Below are 15,977 nucleotides of genomic sequence, written 5' to 3' on the forward strand. Positions count from 1 at the left end.
GAAGGTCCGCCCCCGGTCCTCAGAGCTCGTCGCGGGTGGGCGGGTTCGCGCCGGAGCGGGAGGTCGTGATGCCGGCGACGTGCGCGGCGTGGCGGCCGATCGCGTGCAGGGCGGGGCCGTCGAGCAGCATCCCGTTCGCGGCGCCGAGGCCCTGGCGGAACGCCTCGTCGAGGATCGCGCCCATCGCGGAGTCGCCGGCGCCGATCGTGTCCGCCACCACGATCCGGGCGGCGGGCACGGTCACCCGCGTGACGGCCGAGGCCAGCAGCAGTCCCTCCGCGCCGCGGGTGACGACCGCGAGCTGCGACCCGAGGGAGAGCAGCCTGCTGAGGACCTCGTCGAGCTGCATCGTCGGGTAGAGCCACTCCGCGTCCTCGTCGCTGAGCTTCACGACCTCGCACGCGGCGGCGATCCGCTCGAAGCGCGCGAGCGCCTCGGCGTGCGCGCCGACCAGAGCCGGACGGATGTTCGCGTCGACGCTCGCCGTCACTCCGGCGGGCAGAGCCTCGAGGAGCCCGAGCACGGCGGATCCGCCCGGCTCGAGGAAGATCGCGATGGAGCCGGTGTGGACGTGGGAGGCGCCCTCCGGGTCCGCCGCCGGCGGGTTCCAGGAGAGGTCGAAGACGTAGCGGGCCGACCCGTCCGCGGCGAGGACCGCCCGAGCGGTGCTGGTGCGCTCCGAGTCGCCGTGCCGGACCTCCACTCCGGAGGCCTCGAGGTGGGCGCTGATGCGGCGGCCGCGCTCGTCGTCGGCGATGTCGGTGACGAGGGTCGCGGGTCGCCCGAGTCGGGCGAGCGTGAGGGCGACGTTGGCCGGGGAGCCGCCGACGTGCTCCGTGGCGCTGCCGTCGCGCTCGACGATGTCGATCAGCGCCTCGCCGATGACCAGGGTGCGGGAAGCCGGGCTGACGCGCTCGTCGGTGGAGGACATGCCGACATCATGCCGGGTGACGGGGTCTCCCCGCGACGCGCGGGGCCGACCGGCGGAAGCGGCTCGCGTCCCGCCCGCGGTCTCAGCCCCGGTCGCGCAGGTCCGCCAGCACCGCGTCCACGGTCGTGATCTCGATCAGCGGCGCGTACAGGGACATGGCGTCGAGCGCGCGCTGGTGGTCGGCCTCGGAGGCGCCCGCGCAGGCGTCCGCGGCGACCCTGACCCGCACTCCGGCGTCCGCGGCCGCCAGCGCCGTCGAGAGCACGCAGCAGTCGGTCGAGACGCCGGTGAGCACGAGCTCGCGGGAGTCGTCGAGCTCGGCCTCGAGCTCGGGCCCCCACTTGCCGAAGGTCGTGGCGGTGATCGTGCGATGGCCCTCGAACCCGGCCACGAGCTCGTAGAGCCGGTCGCTCTCGGGGACGAGCGCGAACGGCCATTCGCGGTAGTAGGGGATCCACGCGCCGGCGGGCCGCTCCGGGGCGACGAAGCGGGTGGTCACGACCCGCTCGCCGAACGCCGGGAGGAGCCGGCGGGTCCCCTCGGCCGCGCGCTCGAATCCGCCGGATCCCCACGGCGACTCGGCGTCGGCGAAGACGTGCTGCAGGTCGATCGCGACGAGCAGGCTCACGCCGAGGCCTCCTGGCGGCGGACGGCCCCGCGCGAGAGCGCGAGCGTCCCTGCGAAGCCGATCACGAGCGCCACGAGGACGCCGAGATTGGCGCCGGCCCAGTCGCCTCCTCGGCCGCCGAGCGGGCCGAGGAGGTAGCCCTCCCACTCGAACCCGGGGGAGTAGTTGACCACCAGGCCCCAGCCGACGACCGCGCCGATCAGCACGAGGGCCACGGGGACCGCCGAGACGCTGCCGTAGCGGCCGCGGGAGTCGTACAGAGCCTCCTGGTCGTAGTCGCGCCGACGGAGGAGGAGGTCCGCGAGGAAGACGCCGAGCCAGGCCGCGATCGGCACGCCGAGGGTGATCAGGAAGCCCTGGAACGGGCCGAGGAAGTCGCCCGCGACGAACACGACGTAGACCGCTCCGAGGACCATCAGCACGCCGTCGATCCCGGCGGCCACCGGCCGCGAGACCTTGAGCCCCGTGCTGAGCAGCGCCAGGCCCGAGGAGTAGATGTCCATCACGGCCCCGCCGATCAGGCCGAGCAGCGCGACGACGATGAAGGGGAGCAGGAACCAGGTCGGCAGGATCCCGGCGAGCGCTCCGATCGGGTCCGCGGCGATCGCGTCCGAGAGCTCCTGCGAGGAGCCGGCCAGCAGCAGGCCGACGACCACCAGCACGACGGGCGCGACCGCTCCGCCGATCGTCGTCCACGCGATCACTCCGCTCGTGCGGGCACCGCGGGGGAGGTAGCGGGAGTAGTCGGCCGCGGCGTTCACCCAGCCCAGCCCGAAGCCGGTCATCATGAACACGAGCCCGCCGATGACCGCGGCGGCCGAGCCCGCGGGCAGGGCGCCGACGGCGGCGAGGTCGATCCGGTCGAGGACGAGCACGACGTAGACCACGGTCAGCACGGCGGTCGCGACGGTGATCGCGAGCTGGAGCCGCATGATCAGGCGGAAGCCCGCGATCCCGGCGATCACGATGAGCGCGGCGACCACGATCAGCGCGACCACCTTGGTGAGCACGCCCCCGTCCCAGCCGAACTCCTCGAACACCGTCGCCGTCGCGAGCACCGCGAGGGAGGCCAGCACCGTCTCCCAGCCCACCGTGAGCAGCCAGGAGATCACCGAGACGAGGCGGTTGCCGTCGACCCCGAAGGCCGCCCGGCTGAGCACCATCGTCGGGGCGGAGCCGCGCTTGCCGGCGACGGCGACCAGACCGCAGAAGAGGAACGAGACGACGATCCCGATCACGCTGACGAGCGTCGCCTGCCCGAAGGAGAGGCCGAAGCCGAGGAGGAAGGAGCCGTAGCTCAGCCCGAGCACGGACACGTTCGCGGCGAACCACGGCCAGAACAGGTCGCGAGGGCGGCCGTGCCGCTCCGACTCCTGGATCGTGTCGAGGCCGTTGAGCTCGATGCCGCTTGCGGGGCGGGTGCTCGGACGATCGGGGGAGGTCATCGCGTCCTCGTTCTCACGGGTGCCGGCCCTGCGCCGGAGCTGTGACGAACCTACAGCGCCCCGCGCTCGAACAGCAGCCGGAGCGATTCGAGGTCGTCCGCGACCCGCGCGCAGTCCTCGTCCCAGTCGTCGAGGCTCATCCCGGGGCGCCGCCGCACGGTGAAGGCCACCTCGGCGCCGTTCCCGTTCACGAGCACCCGGAGCGGATTGTCCACCACCGTCCCGTCGGGGAGCGTGACCTCGTGGTCCGCGACGCCGAACGGGTTCTGCGGGGCGAAGCGCACCTCGACCCGGCCCATCGGCGAGTCGGCGAACCAGCGTCCGTCGACCTGCTCGAGCGCGGAGGAGGCGAGGCCCGCGGCCCACCGCGGGAGGTTCGCCGGGTCGGAGACGAAGGCGTACACCTCCGCGGCCGGAGCCTCGATCACGACGCCCACGGGGCGCGATTCGTACAGGGTCATCCGCTCGTCCTTCCTCTGCAGCCGGTCAGTGCTCGTCGCCGAAGCTGGCGACCAGCAGCGCGGCGAGCGCCGTCCGCTCCAGCATGCCCTCGATGCCGATCGCCTCGCTGCGCGCGTGCGCCCCCTCGCCCGGGGCGCCGAGCCCGTCGAGGACCGGCAGGCCCAGCGCGGCGACGAGGTTGCCGTCGCTCGCCCCGCCGACCGCGATCTCGCGGAGGGGGACGTCGATCCGCTTCGCGACCCGCTCGGCCCTGCGGTAGAGCGCGGCGACGGAGGCGGTCCGCTCGAAGACGGGCCGCTCCCAGGAGCCGCGCACCTCCAGCCGGATGCGCGGGTCGGCGGCGGCGAGCGCGTCGAGCTCGGCCTCGACGCGCGCGGCCTCGGCGGATCCGCGGATCCGCGCCTCCAGCTCCAGGCGCACGCGGGCCGTCGTCACGTTGACCCGCGAGCCGCCGGAGACCACTCCGATGTTGACCGAGGTGCCCTCCTCCTCCCGCGCGATCGCCAGCACCCGCGGGATCAGCGAGCCGAGCTCGTGGATCGCGCTCGCCCCCTTCTCCGGCTCGACCCCGGCGTGCGCCTCGACCCCGACCACGTCGATCACGAAGCGCCCGATGCCCTTGCGCGCCGTCTTGACCGCGTCGCCGATCGCGCCCTCGAACACCAGGACCGCGTCGGCGCCCGCGCACTGCCGCTCCAGGAACGGGCGGGAGGCGGCGCTGCCGATCTCCTCGTCCCCGCTCATCACCAGGCGGACGGCCGGATGCGGGACGCCGGCGTGGCGGAGCGCGGCCACCAGCCACACCATCTGCACCAGCCCGGCCTTCATGTCGTAGCTGCCCGGTCCGCTCAGGCGGTCGCCGTCGACGGCGAAGGGCCAGGAGCGGGTCGTGCCCAGGGGCCACACCGTGTCGTAGTGGCCGAGCAGCGCCACGAACGGACGCGTGCCGCGGTGCGGTCTCGCGCCGCCGCTCGCCGGGACGGTCCAGCTGGTCGCGGTCGGCGCGTCCTGCGCACGCTGGTGCTGCACGTCGGCGTCGTGCCCGAGCCGCTCTCCCACCCAGTGCACCAGGAAGGCGTGCAGCTCGCCGAGCGCCTCGAGGGAGTCGCTGGGGCTCTCGATCATCACGAGGTGCCGGACGTCGTCGAGCATCCGCGAGCGGTTGTCGCGGAGGAAGGAGCGCACGCGGGCGGCGTCGTCGGCATCGGGGAAGGTCATCGACTCCGGAGTACCAGAGTGCGGCCGCTCGCGCGAACCGGCTGAACCGTTCGGGCCCCCGTTACGTTGGTGCAGGAAGAGGTGGAGATGTCCGAGGATCAGGCCCAGATGCTGCGTGCGCTGCACGACGAGCACGCCAGCGCGCTCTGGCGGTTCGTGCTGCGCCTGACCGGCGACCGCCAGATGGCGGAGGACGTCGTGCAGGAGGCGCTGCTGCGCGCCTGGAAGCACCCCGAGATCCTCGCCCAGGGCGAGGCCGCCGCCCGCTCCTGGCTCTACACCGTGGCCCGGAACCTCGTCATCGACGACCGCCGCAGCGCCCGCTACGCCCGGGAGCTGGGCACGGACGAGGTCCCCGAGCGCCCGACCGCCGACCGCACCGACCAGGTGCTCGACGCCTGGCTGCTCTCGGACGCGCTCAGCGGACTGAGCCACGACCACCGCGCGGTCATCGTGCACGCCTACTACGGCGGCCGCACGGTCACCGAGATCGCCGCGCTGCTGGGGATCGCCCCGGGCACCGTCAAGTCGCGGATGCACTACGGGATGCGGGCCCTCAAGCTCGCACTGCAGGAGCGGGGGGTGACGGAGCTGTGAGCCGCGACCCCTCCTCCGACGACCGGCATGACGACCCCTTCCGCGACTGGGACGCCGCGTACCTCCTCGGATCCCTGACCGCTGCCGACCGCCGCGAGTACGAGCTGCACCTGCGCGCCTGCCCCGGCTGCCGCGAGTCCCTCGCCGAGTTCGTCCCGCTGCCGGGCCTGCTGGCCCACCTGCCCCAGGACGAGGCGATGCGCCTGGTCGAGGAGCCGGAGGCGGCCGGCGATCCGGCTCCGGCGGCACTGCTGACCCGCCTCGCCGCGGCCACCGACTCCGTCCGCCGCCGCACCCGGCTGCGCATCGCGGGCCTGGTGCTCGCCGCCGCGGGCGTCTCGGCCGCCGCCGCCGTCGCCCTGCCGCTCGCGATCGGTCCGTCCCTCGCCCCTGTCGAGACCGTCGGCTCGACCGTCTCGCTCGCCGCGGCTCCGGGCGTCCCCGTCGAGGCCTCCGTGCGATTCGTGCCGCAGCAGTGGGGCACGCGGATCGACATGGACTGCAGCTGGGCCGACACGGCCGAGCAGTACGCGGGCTCGGCCGGATACGTCCTCTACGTCACGGACACCTCGGGCGGCACCGAGGCCGTCGGATCGTGGACGAGCGCGCCGGGGACGACGATGGAGCCCAGCCTCGCCACCGGGCTCCCGCTCTCCGAGATCGCCTCGGTCGAGGTGCGGCTGCAGGGATCGGACACCGTCGTGCTCACCGGCCGCCCCTGAGCGGGCCGCCGGATTCCCAGGTGCGCGCTCCGCGGACTGAGTAGCTTCTCAGTCATGACGATCGCGACCCTCGCCCTCGCCCCCGCCTCCGTGGCGACCGCCTCCTCCTCCGACAGCATCGACGAGCTCTCCGGACTCGTCGGCGTCGCCGCGCGGGTGATCGCCGCGCTCGGAGAGGCGGGCGTCGGCCTGCTGACGCTGATCGAGACGGTGTTCCCGCCGATCCCGAGCGAGCTCGTGCTGCCGCTGGCCGGCTTCCTCGCCCAGCAGGGCCGGATGAACCTGGTGCTGGTCGTGATCACGGCGACCCTCGGCGCCTACCTCGGCGGCCTGATCCTCTACGCGCTCGGCCACCGCATCGGCACGGAGCGCTCGATCCGCCTGCTCTCCAAGCTCCCGCTGGTCGACCGCGAGGACTTCGAGAAGGCGGTCGGCTGGTTCCGCCGGCACGGCACCTGGGCGGTCCTCTTCGGTCGCCTCATCCCGGGCGTGCGCAGCCTCATCTCGCTCCCCGCGGGGGCCGAGCGGATGAACCTGCTGCTGTTCTCGGGACTGACGATCCTCGGCTCCGGCGTCTGGAACGGCCTGCTGATCGGCCTCGGCGCAGCCCTGGGTACGCAGTACGAGCTCGTCGACCAGTATGCGGGCGTGCTCGACGCGATCATCTACAGCGCGTTCGGCGTGCTGCTGCTCGCGCTCGTGGTGCGCCGCGTGCGGCGGCACCGTGCCGCGGCGCGCACCGGATCGCGCCACTGACCTGCGTCCACGGGCGGGCGGGCGCAAGGCCCCGCGCCACCCCGCCCCGGTGCCCTAACGTTCGAGGGGTCCGCACTCCCCGACGCGAAGGAACGCCATGTCCGAGACCGCCGCGCCCACGATGTCCCGCACCTCCGTCGAGCGCTGGTGGATCATCGCCGTCTCGCTGATCGCGATCGTGCTCGGCGTCATCGCCGTCCTGATCCCCGGTCCGACGCTGCTGACCGTCGCCATCGTCTTCGGCATCCACCTGATCGCCGCGGGCGTCTTCCGCCTTCTGCTGGCCTTCACCGCCTCGCGGCTCGATGCCCGGGTGCGCTGGCTCGCGGGCCTGCTCGGCGCCCTGATCCTGGTCGCAGGCATCCTGTGCCTGTCGAACCCGTTCGAGTCGCTGAGCGTCCTGGGCCTCGTGATCGGCGCGGGCTGGATCCTCGACGGCGTCTCGAGCATCACCAGCGGCCGCACCGTCGCCGGCCCCGCGTGGCTGCCGATCGCGGCAGGGATCGCCTCGGTCATCGCGGGCGTCCTGACGATCATCATGCCCGTGCTGGCGCTGGCCTCCTTCGTCACGGTCGCGGCCATCCTGCTGATCGTCGTGGGCGTCTCGGGCCTGCTCCTGCTCCCGGGCCGCACGAAGCGCCCCGAGGGCGCCGAGGCGTAGACCGCGCGGATGGCCGATCCCGATCTCGTCCCCGAGCTGCTCGTCGCCGACCTCGACCGGAGCCTGGGGTTCTGGTGCGGTCCCTGCGGGTTCCGGATCCACTACGCCCGGCCCGAGGAGGGCTTCGCGTACCCGGTCCTCGGCTCCGCGCACGTGATGCTCGAAGAGGCGGGGCGGGGCCGCAACTGGATCGCGGCACCGCTGGAGCGCCCGTTCGGCCGGGGGATGAACCTGCAGCTGCACGTCGACGACGCCGACCGGACGGCAGCGGCGCTCGCCGAGGCCGGGACGCCGCTGTTCTCGCCGCTCGAGACCCGCTGGTACCGGGTCGGAGCGGAGGAGGCGGGCGTCCGTCAGCTGGTGGTGGCCGATCCCGACGGGTACCTGCTGCGGTTCCAGTCGTCGCTCGGACGCCGACCGGCCCGAGCGGACGTCCCCGTCGCTCCCTGACCGGCCGACCGCGCCACCATCCGCTCGGCTCAGGACGTCATGCCAGCGAGTGACGACCGTGACACTGCGCGGCTGGTTGCCTCGGAGACATGACGCAGCACCCCGCCACCGCGACCCTCCCGCAGGTCCCGCCCGCCGCCCTCACCGAGCCCGCTATTGAGCAGGCCGCCTCGGCGGAGCACGAGCCCCTCGTCCGTCCGGCGGACCTGGTGTCGGCGCTCACGGGCGTCGCGCTCTGCTTCTTCTCCCTCTTCGTCTACGCCATCGCGCACTGGCAGTACTTCGGCGCGGACGTCGACGAGGTGAGCGTCCTCGGCTGGCTCGCGCCGCTGATCGCCGGCGTCGCCTGCCTGCTGTCGGCCGTCGTGTCCGTCGGGGTCCGCGCCTCCGGGCGCCGCGCCGAGCGGACCGCGGCATGATCCCCGTCCTCGCCGGGCCCGGCCTCGAGGCCGCGGAGCAGCTCCTCGTCCGCGCCGGATGCCTCCGCCCCGAGCACTCGTGGGCGGCCGGTGCCGCCACGGAGGCCGCGCCGCGGATCGACTTCGCCGTCCTCGCCGAGCAGGCGTGCCTCCTCGACCTCTCGGAGGAGGCGGTCGCGCGCATCGCCGTGTCGCTCGCCACCGGCCGCCCCGTCGATCTGCGGAGCGCCTTCGGGCATCTCACGCGCGACCACGCCCGGCTCGTCATGACCGCGGTCGCCGCGGCCGCCGGGCACGACCGCGTGAGCAGCCGGATCCGCGTGGTCGGTGACGAGCGCCGGGTCGAGACGGCGCCGCCCCTGGCCGTCTGGCCCTCCTGAGCCCCGCCCGCCCCGATCGGGCGGGCGCGCTCGCCGATCCGACCCGGCGCTCCGCGTGCCTCCGATGCTCCGGCCCGGTGAGCCGTTCGGAGGTGCCGTGCCGCCGACCCGCGTCGCTACGGCCTTTCGGAGGTGCCCGGTTTAGGGTGTCCGTGTGCAACGAGTCGACGATTTCCCAGGAGCCGGACCGGTGGCGACCTCACCCGAATCCGGTGACCAGGGGGAGGCGTCCGCGCATCGGCTCTCCCCGACGGCGACCTCTCCCGTGCAGGTGACGAGCGGCGAGGCCGGCTACCAGGGCGGCAACGTGGCCGATCCGGTGTGGCAGTCGTGGCGCGACGAGCTCGCCAAGGTCGGCGGTCCGTCGCCCCTGCTCCACTTCGTGGACTCGCCCCGGACGCGCATCGAGCTCTCGACCACGCACCCCGGCGGGCTGCCCCCGTTCATCTCGGGCAAGACGACGCTCCTCTCCTCGCTCATCCGCGACGAGCTCGCCCTGCGCACCGCGAAGAACGCCGCGGGCGCGATCACCGACAAGGGGATCGAGCTGCGCTCGGTCCGCGGCATCGAGGGCGTCCACCTCGCCATCGGCCTCGCCCAGTGGCGCGCCGGCGACACGGAGTTCACCGCTCCCGTGCTCCTGCGCCCGCTCGCCATCCGCCGCTACGGCCGCGACTTCGAGCTCAAGCTCAAGGGCCAGCCCTACTTCAACCCGCAGCTCGCGCGCGCCCTCAAGCAGCAGTTCGGCATCACGATCGACCCCGAGCAGTTCGTCGAGCTGGCCGTGCAGAACGGCGTCTTCAAGCCGCAGCCGGTCATCGACCAGCTGCGCGGCCTGACCTCGCACCTGCCGTGGTTCGCCGTGCACCCGCGCCTCGTGGTCTCGAGCTTCGCCGACGTGGCGGGCGACATGCTCCGCGACGCCCGGATGCTCGAGCACCCGGTCCTCGACGCCGTCGCCGGGAACCCGGCCGCCAAGCGGGCGCTGCAGCAGTCGCAGAAGGTGGCGTCGATCATCCCGCAGGACGAGCGTCCTCCGGCGACCGACAACCTCCTCCTCGACGCGGACGCCGAGCAGGAGCAGGTGATCGCGAACATCGCGGCCGGCAACTCGCTCGTCGTGAAGACCCTCCCCGGCACGGGCGGCACCCAGACCATCGTCAACGCGATCGGCGCCCTGGCCGCCCAGCACAAGCGCGTGCTGGTCGTCAGCGCTCGCCGGTCGAGCCTCGACAGCATCCACCAGCGCCTGCTCTCGGCGGGCCTGGGCGGCATCGCGGTCGGGCCCCGCACGCTCCGCCGCGACCTCATCCAGTCGATCGGCCGCAACGAGAAGGCCGCGCGCCCCTCCGTCAGCGAGATCGACGACGCCCTGCTCCGGCTGCGGAAGGTGCTGCTCGACTACCGCGGCGCGCTCTCCCGGCGCGACGAGAGCTTCGGCGTCTCGGCGCTGCAGGCGCTCGAGGAGCTCGCCCGCCTCTCGCAGCTGCGGACGCCCCCGTCGACCGCCGCCCGCCTCGACCGCCGCTCCGTCACCGCTCTCGCGCACAGCCGCCCCGAGGCGACCCGGATGCTGATCGAGTCGGCGCGCCTGGGCGAATTCCGCTACGGCCCGGGCGACTCGCCCTGGTACGGGGCCCAGTTCGACTCCACCGCCGACGCCGAGATCGCCCACGAGCTGGCCAAGCGCCTGCACCTGCGCGACCTGCCGCGCCTGCTCGACCGCGCCCAGGACGTCATCGGCCAGACGCGGATGCGCCCGTTCGAGTCGGTCGCCGAGCTCGGCATCTACCTGCGTCTGCTGCAGGACGTCCGCGAGACGCTGGACAAGTTCCAGCCGGCCGTCTTCGACCGCTCGATCCAGGACCTCATCGTCGCCACCTCGCCGCGCCGCGAGGCCGCCGAGATGTCGTCCACCAACCGCCGGCGCCTGAAGAAGCTCGCCCGCGAGTACCTGCGTCCCGGCGCGCACGTCACCGACTTGAACGCGGCGCTCCGCCGGGTGCAGCAGCAGCGGACGCTGTGGCAGCGCTACGCGGTCGCCGGCACGATCCCCGAGGTCCCGGTCGGCGTCGCCGACGTGCAGGTTGCCTACCAGCAGGTGACCGACCAGCTGAGCCGTCTCGACGAGCCGCTCGGCCGCCGCGGGACGAACCTGCAGCTCGCCTCGCTCCCTCTCGCGGAGCTGGCCTCGATGGTGTCCGGCCTCGCCGAGGACAGCGAGGTGCTCGCCAACCTCCAGGAGCGGACGACCCTCCTCGCCACCCTCCGCGACTGGGGCCTGGACCCGCTGCTCACCGATCTCTCGCGCCGCCACGTGCCGGCCGAGCTGGTCGCGGGCGAGCTGGACCTGGCCTGGTGGCGCTCGGCGCTCGAGATCATGCTGACCGACGAGCGTGCGCTGCTCGGCGGCAACACGAGCGTGCTCGACCGGCTCGAGGCCGACTTCAAGCTCGTCGACGAGGCGCACGCCGCCTCGAGCGCCGAGCTGCTGGCCTGGAAGCTCTCCGAGACCTGGAAGATCGGGCTCGTCGACTGGCCGCAGGAGCGCGACGCGCTGCGCGCGCTGCTGCGGACCGAGGCGGCGACGACCCCTCAGGAGCTGCAGAAGGCCGCTCCGCACCTCTCGCGCGTGCTCGCTCCGGCCTGGCTCGCCTCGCCGTACGAGGTGCACCGCATCGGCACCGAGACGACCTTCGACGCGGTGTTCCTCGTCGACGCCGGGGCGACCACGCTGGCCGAGAACGTCGGAGCGATCCGCCGGGCCAAGCAGGTCGTCGCGTTCGGCGACCCGGTCACGCAGACCCCCACTCCCTTCGGCCTGCGCGTCGACGAGACGCCGGAGTTCGGCTCCACCGCCTCGCGGACCGACGTCGAGGCGCTGCACGCCCAGTCGGCGCTCGCCCGACTCGGCGAGCTGCTCAACACCGTCACGCTCACCCGCAGCTACCGCGCGGGCGGCGAGGACCTGGCCGAGCTGGTCAACCGCCGCTTCTACGGCGGCCGCATCGACTCGCTGCCCTGGGCCGGCTCGTTCCTCGGACACGACTCGCTCCGCTTCCACTACATCGCGAGCGGGCACGGCATGCCCGAGAACGACTCCGGAGCCGTCGAGTCCGTCGACGCCGAGGTCGCGAAGGTGGTCGAGCTGGTGCTCGAGCACGCGGTTATCCGTCCGCGCGAGTCGCTGATGGTCATCACCGCGAGTCCTCGCCACGCCGTGCGGGTGCAGCAGGCGGTGCTGACGGCCTTCGCCAAGCGCACCGATCTGAGCGACTTCATCCTCGGCGACCGTCCCGAGCCCTTCGCCGTCGTGACGCTGGAGCAGTCGGTCGCGCAGAGCCGCGACCGCGTCATCTTCTCGATCGGCTACGGCCGGACGCCCCACGGCCGCCTGCTGTCGAACTTCGGCGCTCTCGCGGAGCCGGGCGGAGAGCGCCTGCTGGCGGTCGGGATGACCCGTGCCCGCCGCTCGATGGACATCGTCTCGTGCTTCCGCCCGGGCGACATCGACGAGTCGCGCATGCGCTACGGCATGGTCGCGCTCGCGCAGGTGCTGCAGGAGGCGGAGGACCGCGTCCAGCCGAGCGACCGCGACGACTACTCGGAGCCGATGCTGGTGGATCTCGCCGCGCGCCTCGAGCGCCGCGGACTCCGGGTCAACATCGGGCACAAGGGCAAGCTGGCCCTCGTCGCCGCGCACGGGACCCGTGCCGTGGTGGTCGAGACCGACCGCGACGTGAGCACGCAGAGCCTGCGCGTGTCGCTGCGCCTGCGTCCGGAGCTGCTGCGCCGGCTGGGCTGGCACTACCTGCGGGTGCACAACTTCGAGCTGTTCGCCGACCCCGAGGCCGTGGCCGCGCGGGTGGCCGGGCTGATCGGTGCGACCGCGGGGGAGGAGCAGACCGCTGCTCCCGCCGCCGGCGAGGCTCCTGCTGCTCCTGCCGCTCCTGCCGCCGCCGCCGCTCCGGCGTCGGGGGAGACGCAGCCCGTCGAGCCGCTGCCGCGCGACTGATCGTGGCGCCGGATCCCGACGCCCCCGCGGGTGCCGACCGCCCGTTGCGGCGCACCCGCGGCGGTCGGCGGGCGACGCTCCCCGCGAAGCCCGGCACCGATCCGTCCCCGCACGACGCTCCGATCGCCGACCCCTCCGCGCCGCCCGCGCGCCCCGACACCGGCCCGAACGACGCGCGCCTGCGCCAGGACGTCCCCCCGCACTACTGAGGTCAGCCGGACCGGTCGGTGATCCGCGAGTCGGCGCTCGACCCGTCGACGACCTCGGACCTCACCCCGCCGCGCCCCGCCTCGACGAGCGAACGCGTCACGCCGCTGTCCGGCGACCGCTCACGTCGGACCCGGCGACGGTGACCGGCTGCTTCCCGTCCGGTGCCTGCGGACGATCGCGTCCGTCCGGTGCCTAGCTGATCGACCGCTTTCCGCCTCATGCCCAGCGATGTCCGATGAAGGCGTGGACACAGGAACGATCAGTCCCCGCCGGAGACGCTGAAGGCCCCGATAGGCGACCTGCCGAGGGTGCAGGTGTCGTCCGAAACGCGTGCCAGCGTTTCGAACGCACTGTTCGCACACCGCTCCACGGAACGCTCTCCATCGGGAAGCCGACCGCGGTCTTCTTCCGCCTCCGGCGGAAGAAGACAGGACAACTCAGTCGACGTGCTTGCCGGAGTTCGCGGTGGTTGCGGTGCCGTTGTTGGCGAGCAGGTCGCGGATGTCGGCGAGGAGCTCGAGCTCGGTGGGGGCCTTGTCCTCCGCGGCGGGGGCGTCGGCGGCCTTCTTGGCGAAGGCAGCGTTCTTGAGGTGGTTGATCGGCAGGACGAACGCGAAGTAGAGGACGAAGGCGACGATCACGAACTGGATCAGGGCCGAGACGACCGAGCCGTAGGCGATGACGGTCGGGTCCTCGCCGTTCTCTCCCGGTCGGATGGGCCAGACCAGGGCCTCGAGGGAGGAGGCGTCGAAGATCACGCCGATGAGCGGGTTGAAGATCCCCGTCACGATCGCGTTGACGATGGTCGTGAAGGCGGCGCCGATGACCACGGCGACAGCCAGGTCGATGACGTTGCCGCGGAGGATGAACTCCTTGAAGCCGTTGATCATGATCGTTCCGTTTCTGCCGTGAGCGGTGGGTGGCGGGTCAGCTCCCGGAGGAGGAGCCCGAGGAGGAGGACCCGGAGGAGCCCGAGGACGACGAGGAGGAGGACGATCCGGAGCCCGAGGACCCCGAGCCGGACGAGGAGCCGCCCGAGCCCGATGAACCCGAGGATCCGGAGGAGGAGCCGCCCGATCCCGAGGAGCCCGACGACGAGTCGGATGAGCCGGAGCCGGATGCGCCCGAGCCGGACGAGCCGGCACCCGAGGAGGAGGAGCCGCCCTCGCTCGACTTCCCGCCCGAGCGGGAGTCGGTGCGGTAGAAGCCCGAGCCGTTGAAGGTCACGCCGACCGCGCTGAACACCTTGCGCAGCGCCCCCTGGCAGCTCGGGCACTCGGTGAGCGTGTCGTCGGTGAACTTCTGCTGGATGTCGAAGGCGTTGCCGCACTGCGTGCAGCGGTAGGAGTAGGTGGGCACAGGGGGCTCCTCGGAGGCGGGTGGGGGAGAAGGAGGACGGGGTCAGTGGCGCAGGTCGACGATGCCGGAGGGAGTGACGACTCCGTCGACGGCCTGGTCGTGGACCTCGCTGGGCACCCGGTCGACGAGCTCGCTGTCGAAGACGACGGCGTAGACCGGCGGGCACTTCTCCATCGAGCCGAGGGTCTTGTCGAAGTAGCCGCGCCCCCAGCCCATCCGCATCCCCTGCCGGTCGACGGTGGCGGCCGGGACGACGATGAGGTCGACGTCGTTGATCGCGATGGGGCCGAGCAGCTGCCCGACGGGCTCGGGCATGCCGAACAGGCCCTGGGTCTCGGTGTGGCCGTCGCCGACCGCCCAGTCGAGCAGGCCGTCCTGGCGCGAGACGGGGAAGAGGACGCGGATGCCGTGGCTCTCGGCCCAGCCCAGGAACGGCCGGGTGCTCGGCTCCTCCGGAGCGGAGAGGTAGCACGCGAGGGAGCGGGCCCCCACGCGGGTGGCGAGCTCGATCAGGTGGGCGGTGATCTGCTCCGCGGCCTGGTCGCGAGCGGTCGAGGTCTGCGTGCGGCGGCGCTCGCGCAGCTCGGCGCGCAGCGCCCGCTTCTCGTGCGTGATGTCGGCTGGCATGCGCTCAGTCTAGAACCGGGCCCCGCGCCGGCCTCCGCGCGGACGACCCTGAGGGACGCTCGTCCCGGACCGCCCCGGAACGGGGTCCGGCGCCTTCCGTCGCCGCTCCTGGCGCGAAACTCCCGCGACTTCCCCCGCCGCTAGGATGGCGCCCCATGGGCACTCGAATCCGCAAAGCAGTCATCCCCGCCGCAGGTCTCGGCACCCGCTTCCTGCCGGCGACGAAGGCCATCCCCAAGGAGATGCTGCCGGTCGTCGACAAGCCGGCGATCCAGTACGTGGTCGAGGAGGCGGCGGACGCCGGCCTCCAGGACGTGCTCGTGATCATCGGGCGCAACAAGAACGCGCTCGCCAACCACTTCGACTCGGTGCCCGAGCTCGAGCAGAACCTGTCCCAGAAGAAGGACGACAAGAAGCTCGAGCACGTCAAGTACGCCAGCGACCTCGCCGACGTGCACTTCGTCCGTCAGGGCGAGCCGAAGGGCCTCGGCCACGCGGTCTCCCGTGCGCAGCGCCACGTCGGCGACGAGCCCTTCGCCGTGCTCCTCGGCGACGACCTGATCGACGCCCGCGACCCGCTGCTCTCGCGCATGATCGACGTCGCCGAGCAGCGCGACACCACGGTGGTCGCCCTGCTCGAGGTCGACCCCGACCAGATCCACCTCTACGGCTGCGCGGCGGTCGAGGCGACCGACGAGGACGACGTGGTGCGGATCACCGGGCTGGTCGAGAAGCCCTCCAAGGAGGACGCCCCCTCGAACCTCGCGATCATCGGCCGCTACGTGCTGAAGCCCGACGTGTTCGGCGTGCTCGAGCACACCGCTCCGGGCAAGGGCGGCGAGATCCAGCTGACCGACGCACTGGAGCGCATGGCGCAGGACCCGGCCGAGTTCGGCGGCGTCTACGGCGTCGTGTTCCGCGGCCGCCGCTACGACACCGGCGACAAGCTCGACTACATCAAGGCCATCGTGCAGCTCGCCTCCGACCGCGACGACCTCGGCAAGGACCTCAAGCCCTGGCTGAAGGACTTCGTCGCCGGCCTCTGAGCCCCGGCGAGCGCTCCTCCGGAACGGACGGGACCCCCTGCTGCGGCACGG

General features: G+C 73.0%; 18 protein-coding genes. 10 read left to right on the forward strand and 8 right to left on the reverse strand.

The annotated features are described in order from the left end of the window. Positions 1-19: 19 nt before the first annotated feature. The 5 genes from C5B92_RS02200 to C5B92_RS02220 all read right to left on the reverse strand — a co-directional run bounded on the left by C5B92_RS02200 (position 20) and on the right by C5B92_RS02220 (position 4,684). Positions 20-931 carry a carbohydrate kinase gene (locus C5B92_RS02200; RefSeq protein ID WP_104225065.1) on the reverse strand — a complete coding sequence of 304 codons (912 nt, stop codon included), beginning with the start codon at positions 929-931 and terminating at the stop codon, positions 20-22. Between the two features lie 82 nt (positions 932-1,013). Beyond that, positions 1,014-1,559 (reverse strand): cysteine hydrolase family protein, encoded by a 546-nt coding sequence (locus tag C5B92_RS02205; RefSeq protein WP_104255421.1) that lies wholly within the window; start codon positions 1,557-1,559, stop codon positions 1,014-1,016. Then, complete coding sequence (locus C5B92_RS02210; protein ID WP_104255420.1) at positions 1,556-3,004, reverse strand: cytosine permease; 1,449 nt, start codon at positions 3,002-3,004, stop codon at positions 1,556-1,558. Before C5B92_RS02210 ends, C5B92_RS02205 begins: the two co-directional genes overlap by 4 nt. Before the next feature lie 50 nt (positions 3,005-3,054). After that, positions 3,055-3,465: an SRPBCC family protein gene (locus tag C5B92_RS02215; RefSeq protein WP_104225068.1), complete on the reverse strand. Its 411-nt coding sequence runs from the start codon at positions 3,463-3,465 to the stop codon at positions 3,055-3,057. 25 nt (positions 3,466-3,490) lie between these two features. After that, positions 3,491-4,684: a M20/M25/M40 family metallo-hydrolase gene (locus C5B92_RS02220; protein WP_104238334.1), complete on the reverse strand. Its 1,194-nt coding sequence runs from the start codon at positions 4,682-4,684 to the stop codon at positions 3,491-3,493. An 87-nt stretch (positions 4,685-4,771) separates the two neighbouring features. Here C5B92_RS02220 and C5B92_RS02225 point away from each other — a divergent pair, with 87 nt between their 5' ends. From C5B92_RS02225 to C5B92_RS02265, 9 genes are all read left to right on the forward strand, one after another. Continuing rightward, positions 4,772-5,281 carry a sigma-70 family RNA polymerase sigma factor gene (locus C5B92_RS02225; protein ID WP_104225070.1) on the forward strand — a complete coding sequence of 170 codons (510 nt, stop codon included), beginning with the start codon at positions 4,772-4,774 and terminating at the stop codon, positions 5,279-5,281. Then, positions 5,278-6,003, forward strand: a complete 726-nt coding sequence (locus tag C5B92_RS02230) for an anti-sigma factor (RefSeq protein ID WP_104225071.1) — start codon at positions 5,278-5,280, stop codon at positions 6,001-6,003. The genes C5B92_RS02225 and C5B92_RS02230 overlap by 4 nt, the downstream gene beginning before the upstream one ends. A gap of 54 nt (positions 6,004-6,057) precedes the next feature. Further along, positions 6,058-6,759 carry a DedA family protein gene (locus C5B92_RS02235; protein ID WP_104225072.1) on the forward strand — a complete coding sequence of 234 codons (702 nt, stop codon included), beginning with the start codon at positions 6,058-6,060 and terminating at the stop codon, positions 6,757-6,759. 97 nt (positions 6,760-6,856) lie between these two features. Further along, complete coding sequence (locus C5B92_RS02240) at positions 6,857-7,420, forward strand: HdeD family acid-resistance protein (protein WP_104232862.1); 564 nt, start codon at positions 6,857-6,859, stop codon at positions 7,418-7,420. 9 nt (positions 7,421-7,429) lie between these two features. Continuing rightward, positions 7,430-7,870, forward strand: a complete 441-nt coding sequence (locus tag C5B92_RS02245; protein WP_104255419.1) for a VOC family protein — start codon at positions 7,430-7,432, stop codon at positions 7,868-7,870. An 89-nt stretch (positions 7,871-7,959) separates the two neighbouring features. After that, on the forward strand, positions 7,960-8,289 hold the full coding sequence (locus C5B92_RS02250; protein ID WP_104255418.1) for a hypothetical protein: 330 nt from the start codon (positions 7,960-7,962) through the stop codon (positions 8,287-8,289). After that, positions 8,286-8,669, forward strand: coding sequence for a hypothetical protein (locus C5B92_RS02255; RefSeq protein ID WP_104255417.1), 384 nt, complete (start codon positions 8,286-8,288; stop codon positions 8,667-8,669). Before C5B92_RS02250 ends, C5B92_RS02255 begins: the two co-directional genes overlap by 4 nt. A gap of 190 nt (positions 8,670-8,859) precedes the next feature. After that, a complete protein-coding gene (locus C5B92_RS02260; RefSeq protein ID WP_374952906.1) occupies positions 8,860-12,684 on the forward strand; it encodes a DEAD/DEAH box helicase in 3,825 nt (1,274 codons plus the stop codon). A 2-nt stretch (positions 12,685-12,686) separates the two neighbouring features. Then, the gene (locus C5B92_RS02265) at positions 12,687-12,893 is read left to right on the forward strand and encodes a hypothetical protein (protein WP_104223221.1); all 207 of its coding nucleotides are present in this window, start codon (positions 12,687-12,689) and stop codon (positions 12,891-12,893) included. 438 nt (positions 12,894-13,331) lie between these two features. Here the strand turns inward: C5B92_RS02265 and mscL are convergent, their stop codons facing one another. The 3 genes from mscL to C5B92_RS02280 are packed head-to-tail and all read right to left on the reverse strand — an operon-like array spanning position 13,332 to position 14,880. Continuing rightward, positions 13,332-13,784: a large conductance mechanosensitive channel protein MscL gene (mscL, locus tag C5B92_RS02270; RefSeq protein WP_181027096.1), complete on the reverse strand. Its 453-nt coding sequence runs from the start codon at positions 13,782-13,784 to the stop codon at positions 13,332-13,334. Between the two features lie 37 nt (positions 13,785-13,821). Beyond that, positions 13,822-14,253: an FmdB family zinc ribbon protein gene (locus C5B92_RS02275; RefSeq protein WP_104223220.1), complete on the reverse strand. Its 432-nt coding sequence runs from the start codon at positions 14,251-14,253 to the stop codon at positions 13,822-13,824. Positions 14,254-14,295: 42 nt separating this feature from the next. Beyond that, the gene (locus tag C5B92_RS02280; RefSeq protein ID WP_104255416.1) at positions 14,296-14,880 is read right to left on the reverse strand and encodes a 5-formyltetrahydrofolate cyclo-ligase; all 585 of its coding nucleotides are present in this window, start codon (positions 14,878-14,880) and stop codon (positions 14,296-14,298) included. 155 nt (positions 14,881-15,035) lie between these two features. Here C5B92_RS02280 and galU point away from each other — a divergent pair, with 155 nt between their 5' ends. Beyond that, entirely contained in the window at positions 15,036-15,926 is an 891-nt protein-coding gene (gene galU / locus C5B92_RS02285; RefSeq protein WP_104223218.1) for a UTP--glucose-1-phosphate uridylyltransferase GalU, read from the forward strand. Positions 15,927-15,977: the final 51 nt, after the last annotated feature.

Origin of the sequence: Rathayibacter sp. AY1A4 (assembly GCF_002930955.1) — a bacterium.
GTDB lineage: Bacteria > Actinomycetota > Actinomycetes > Actinomycetales > Microbacteriaceae > Rathayibacter.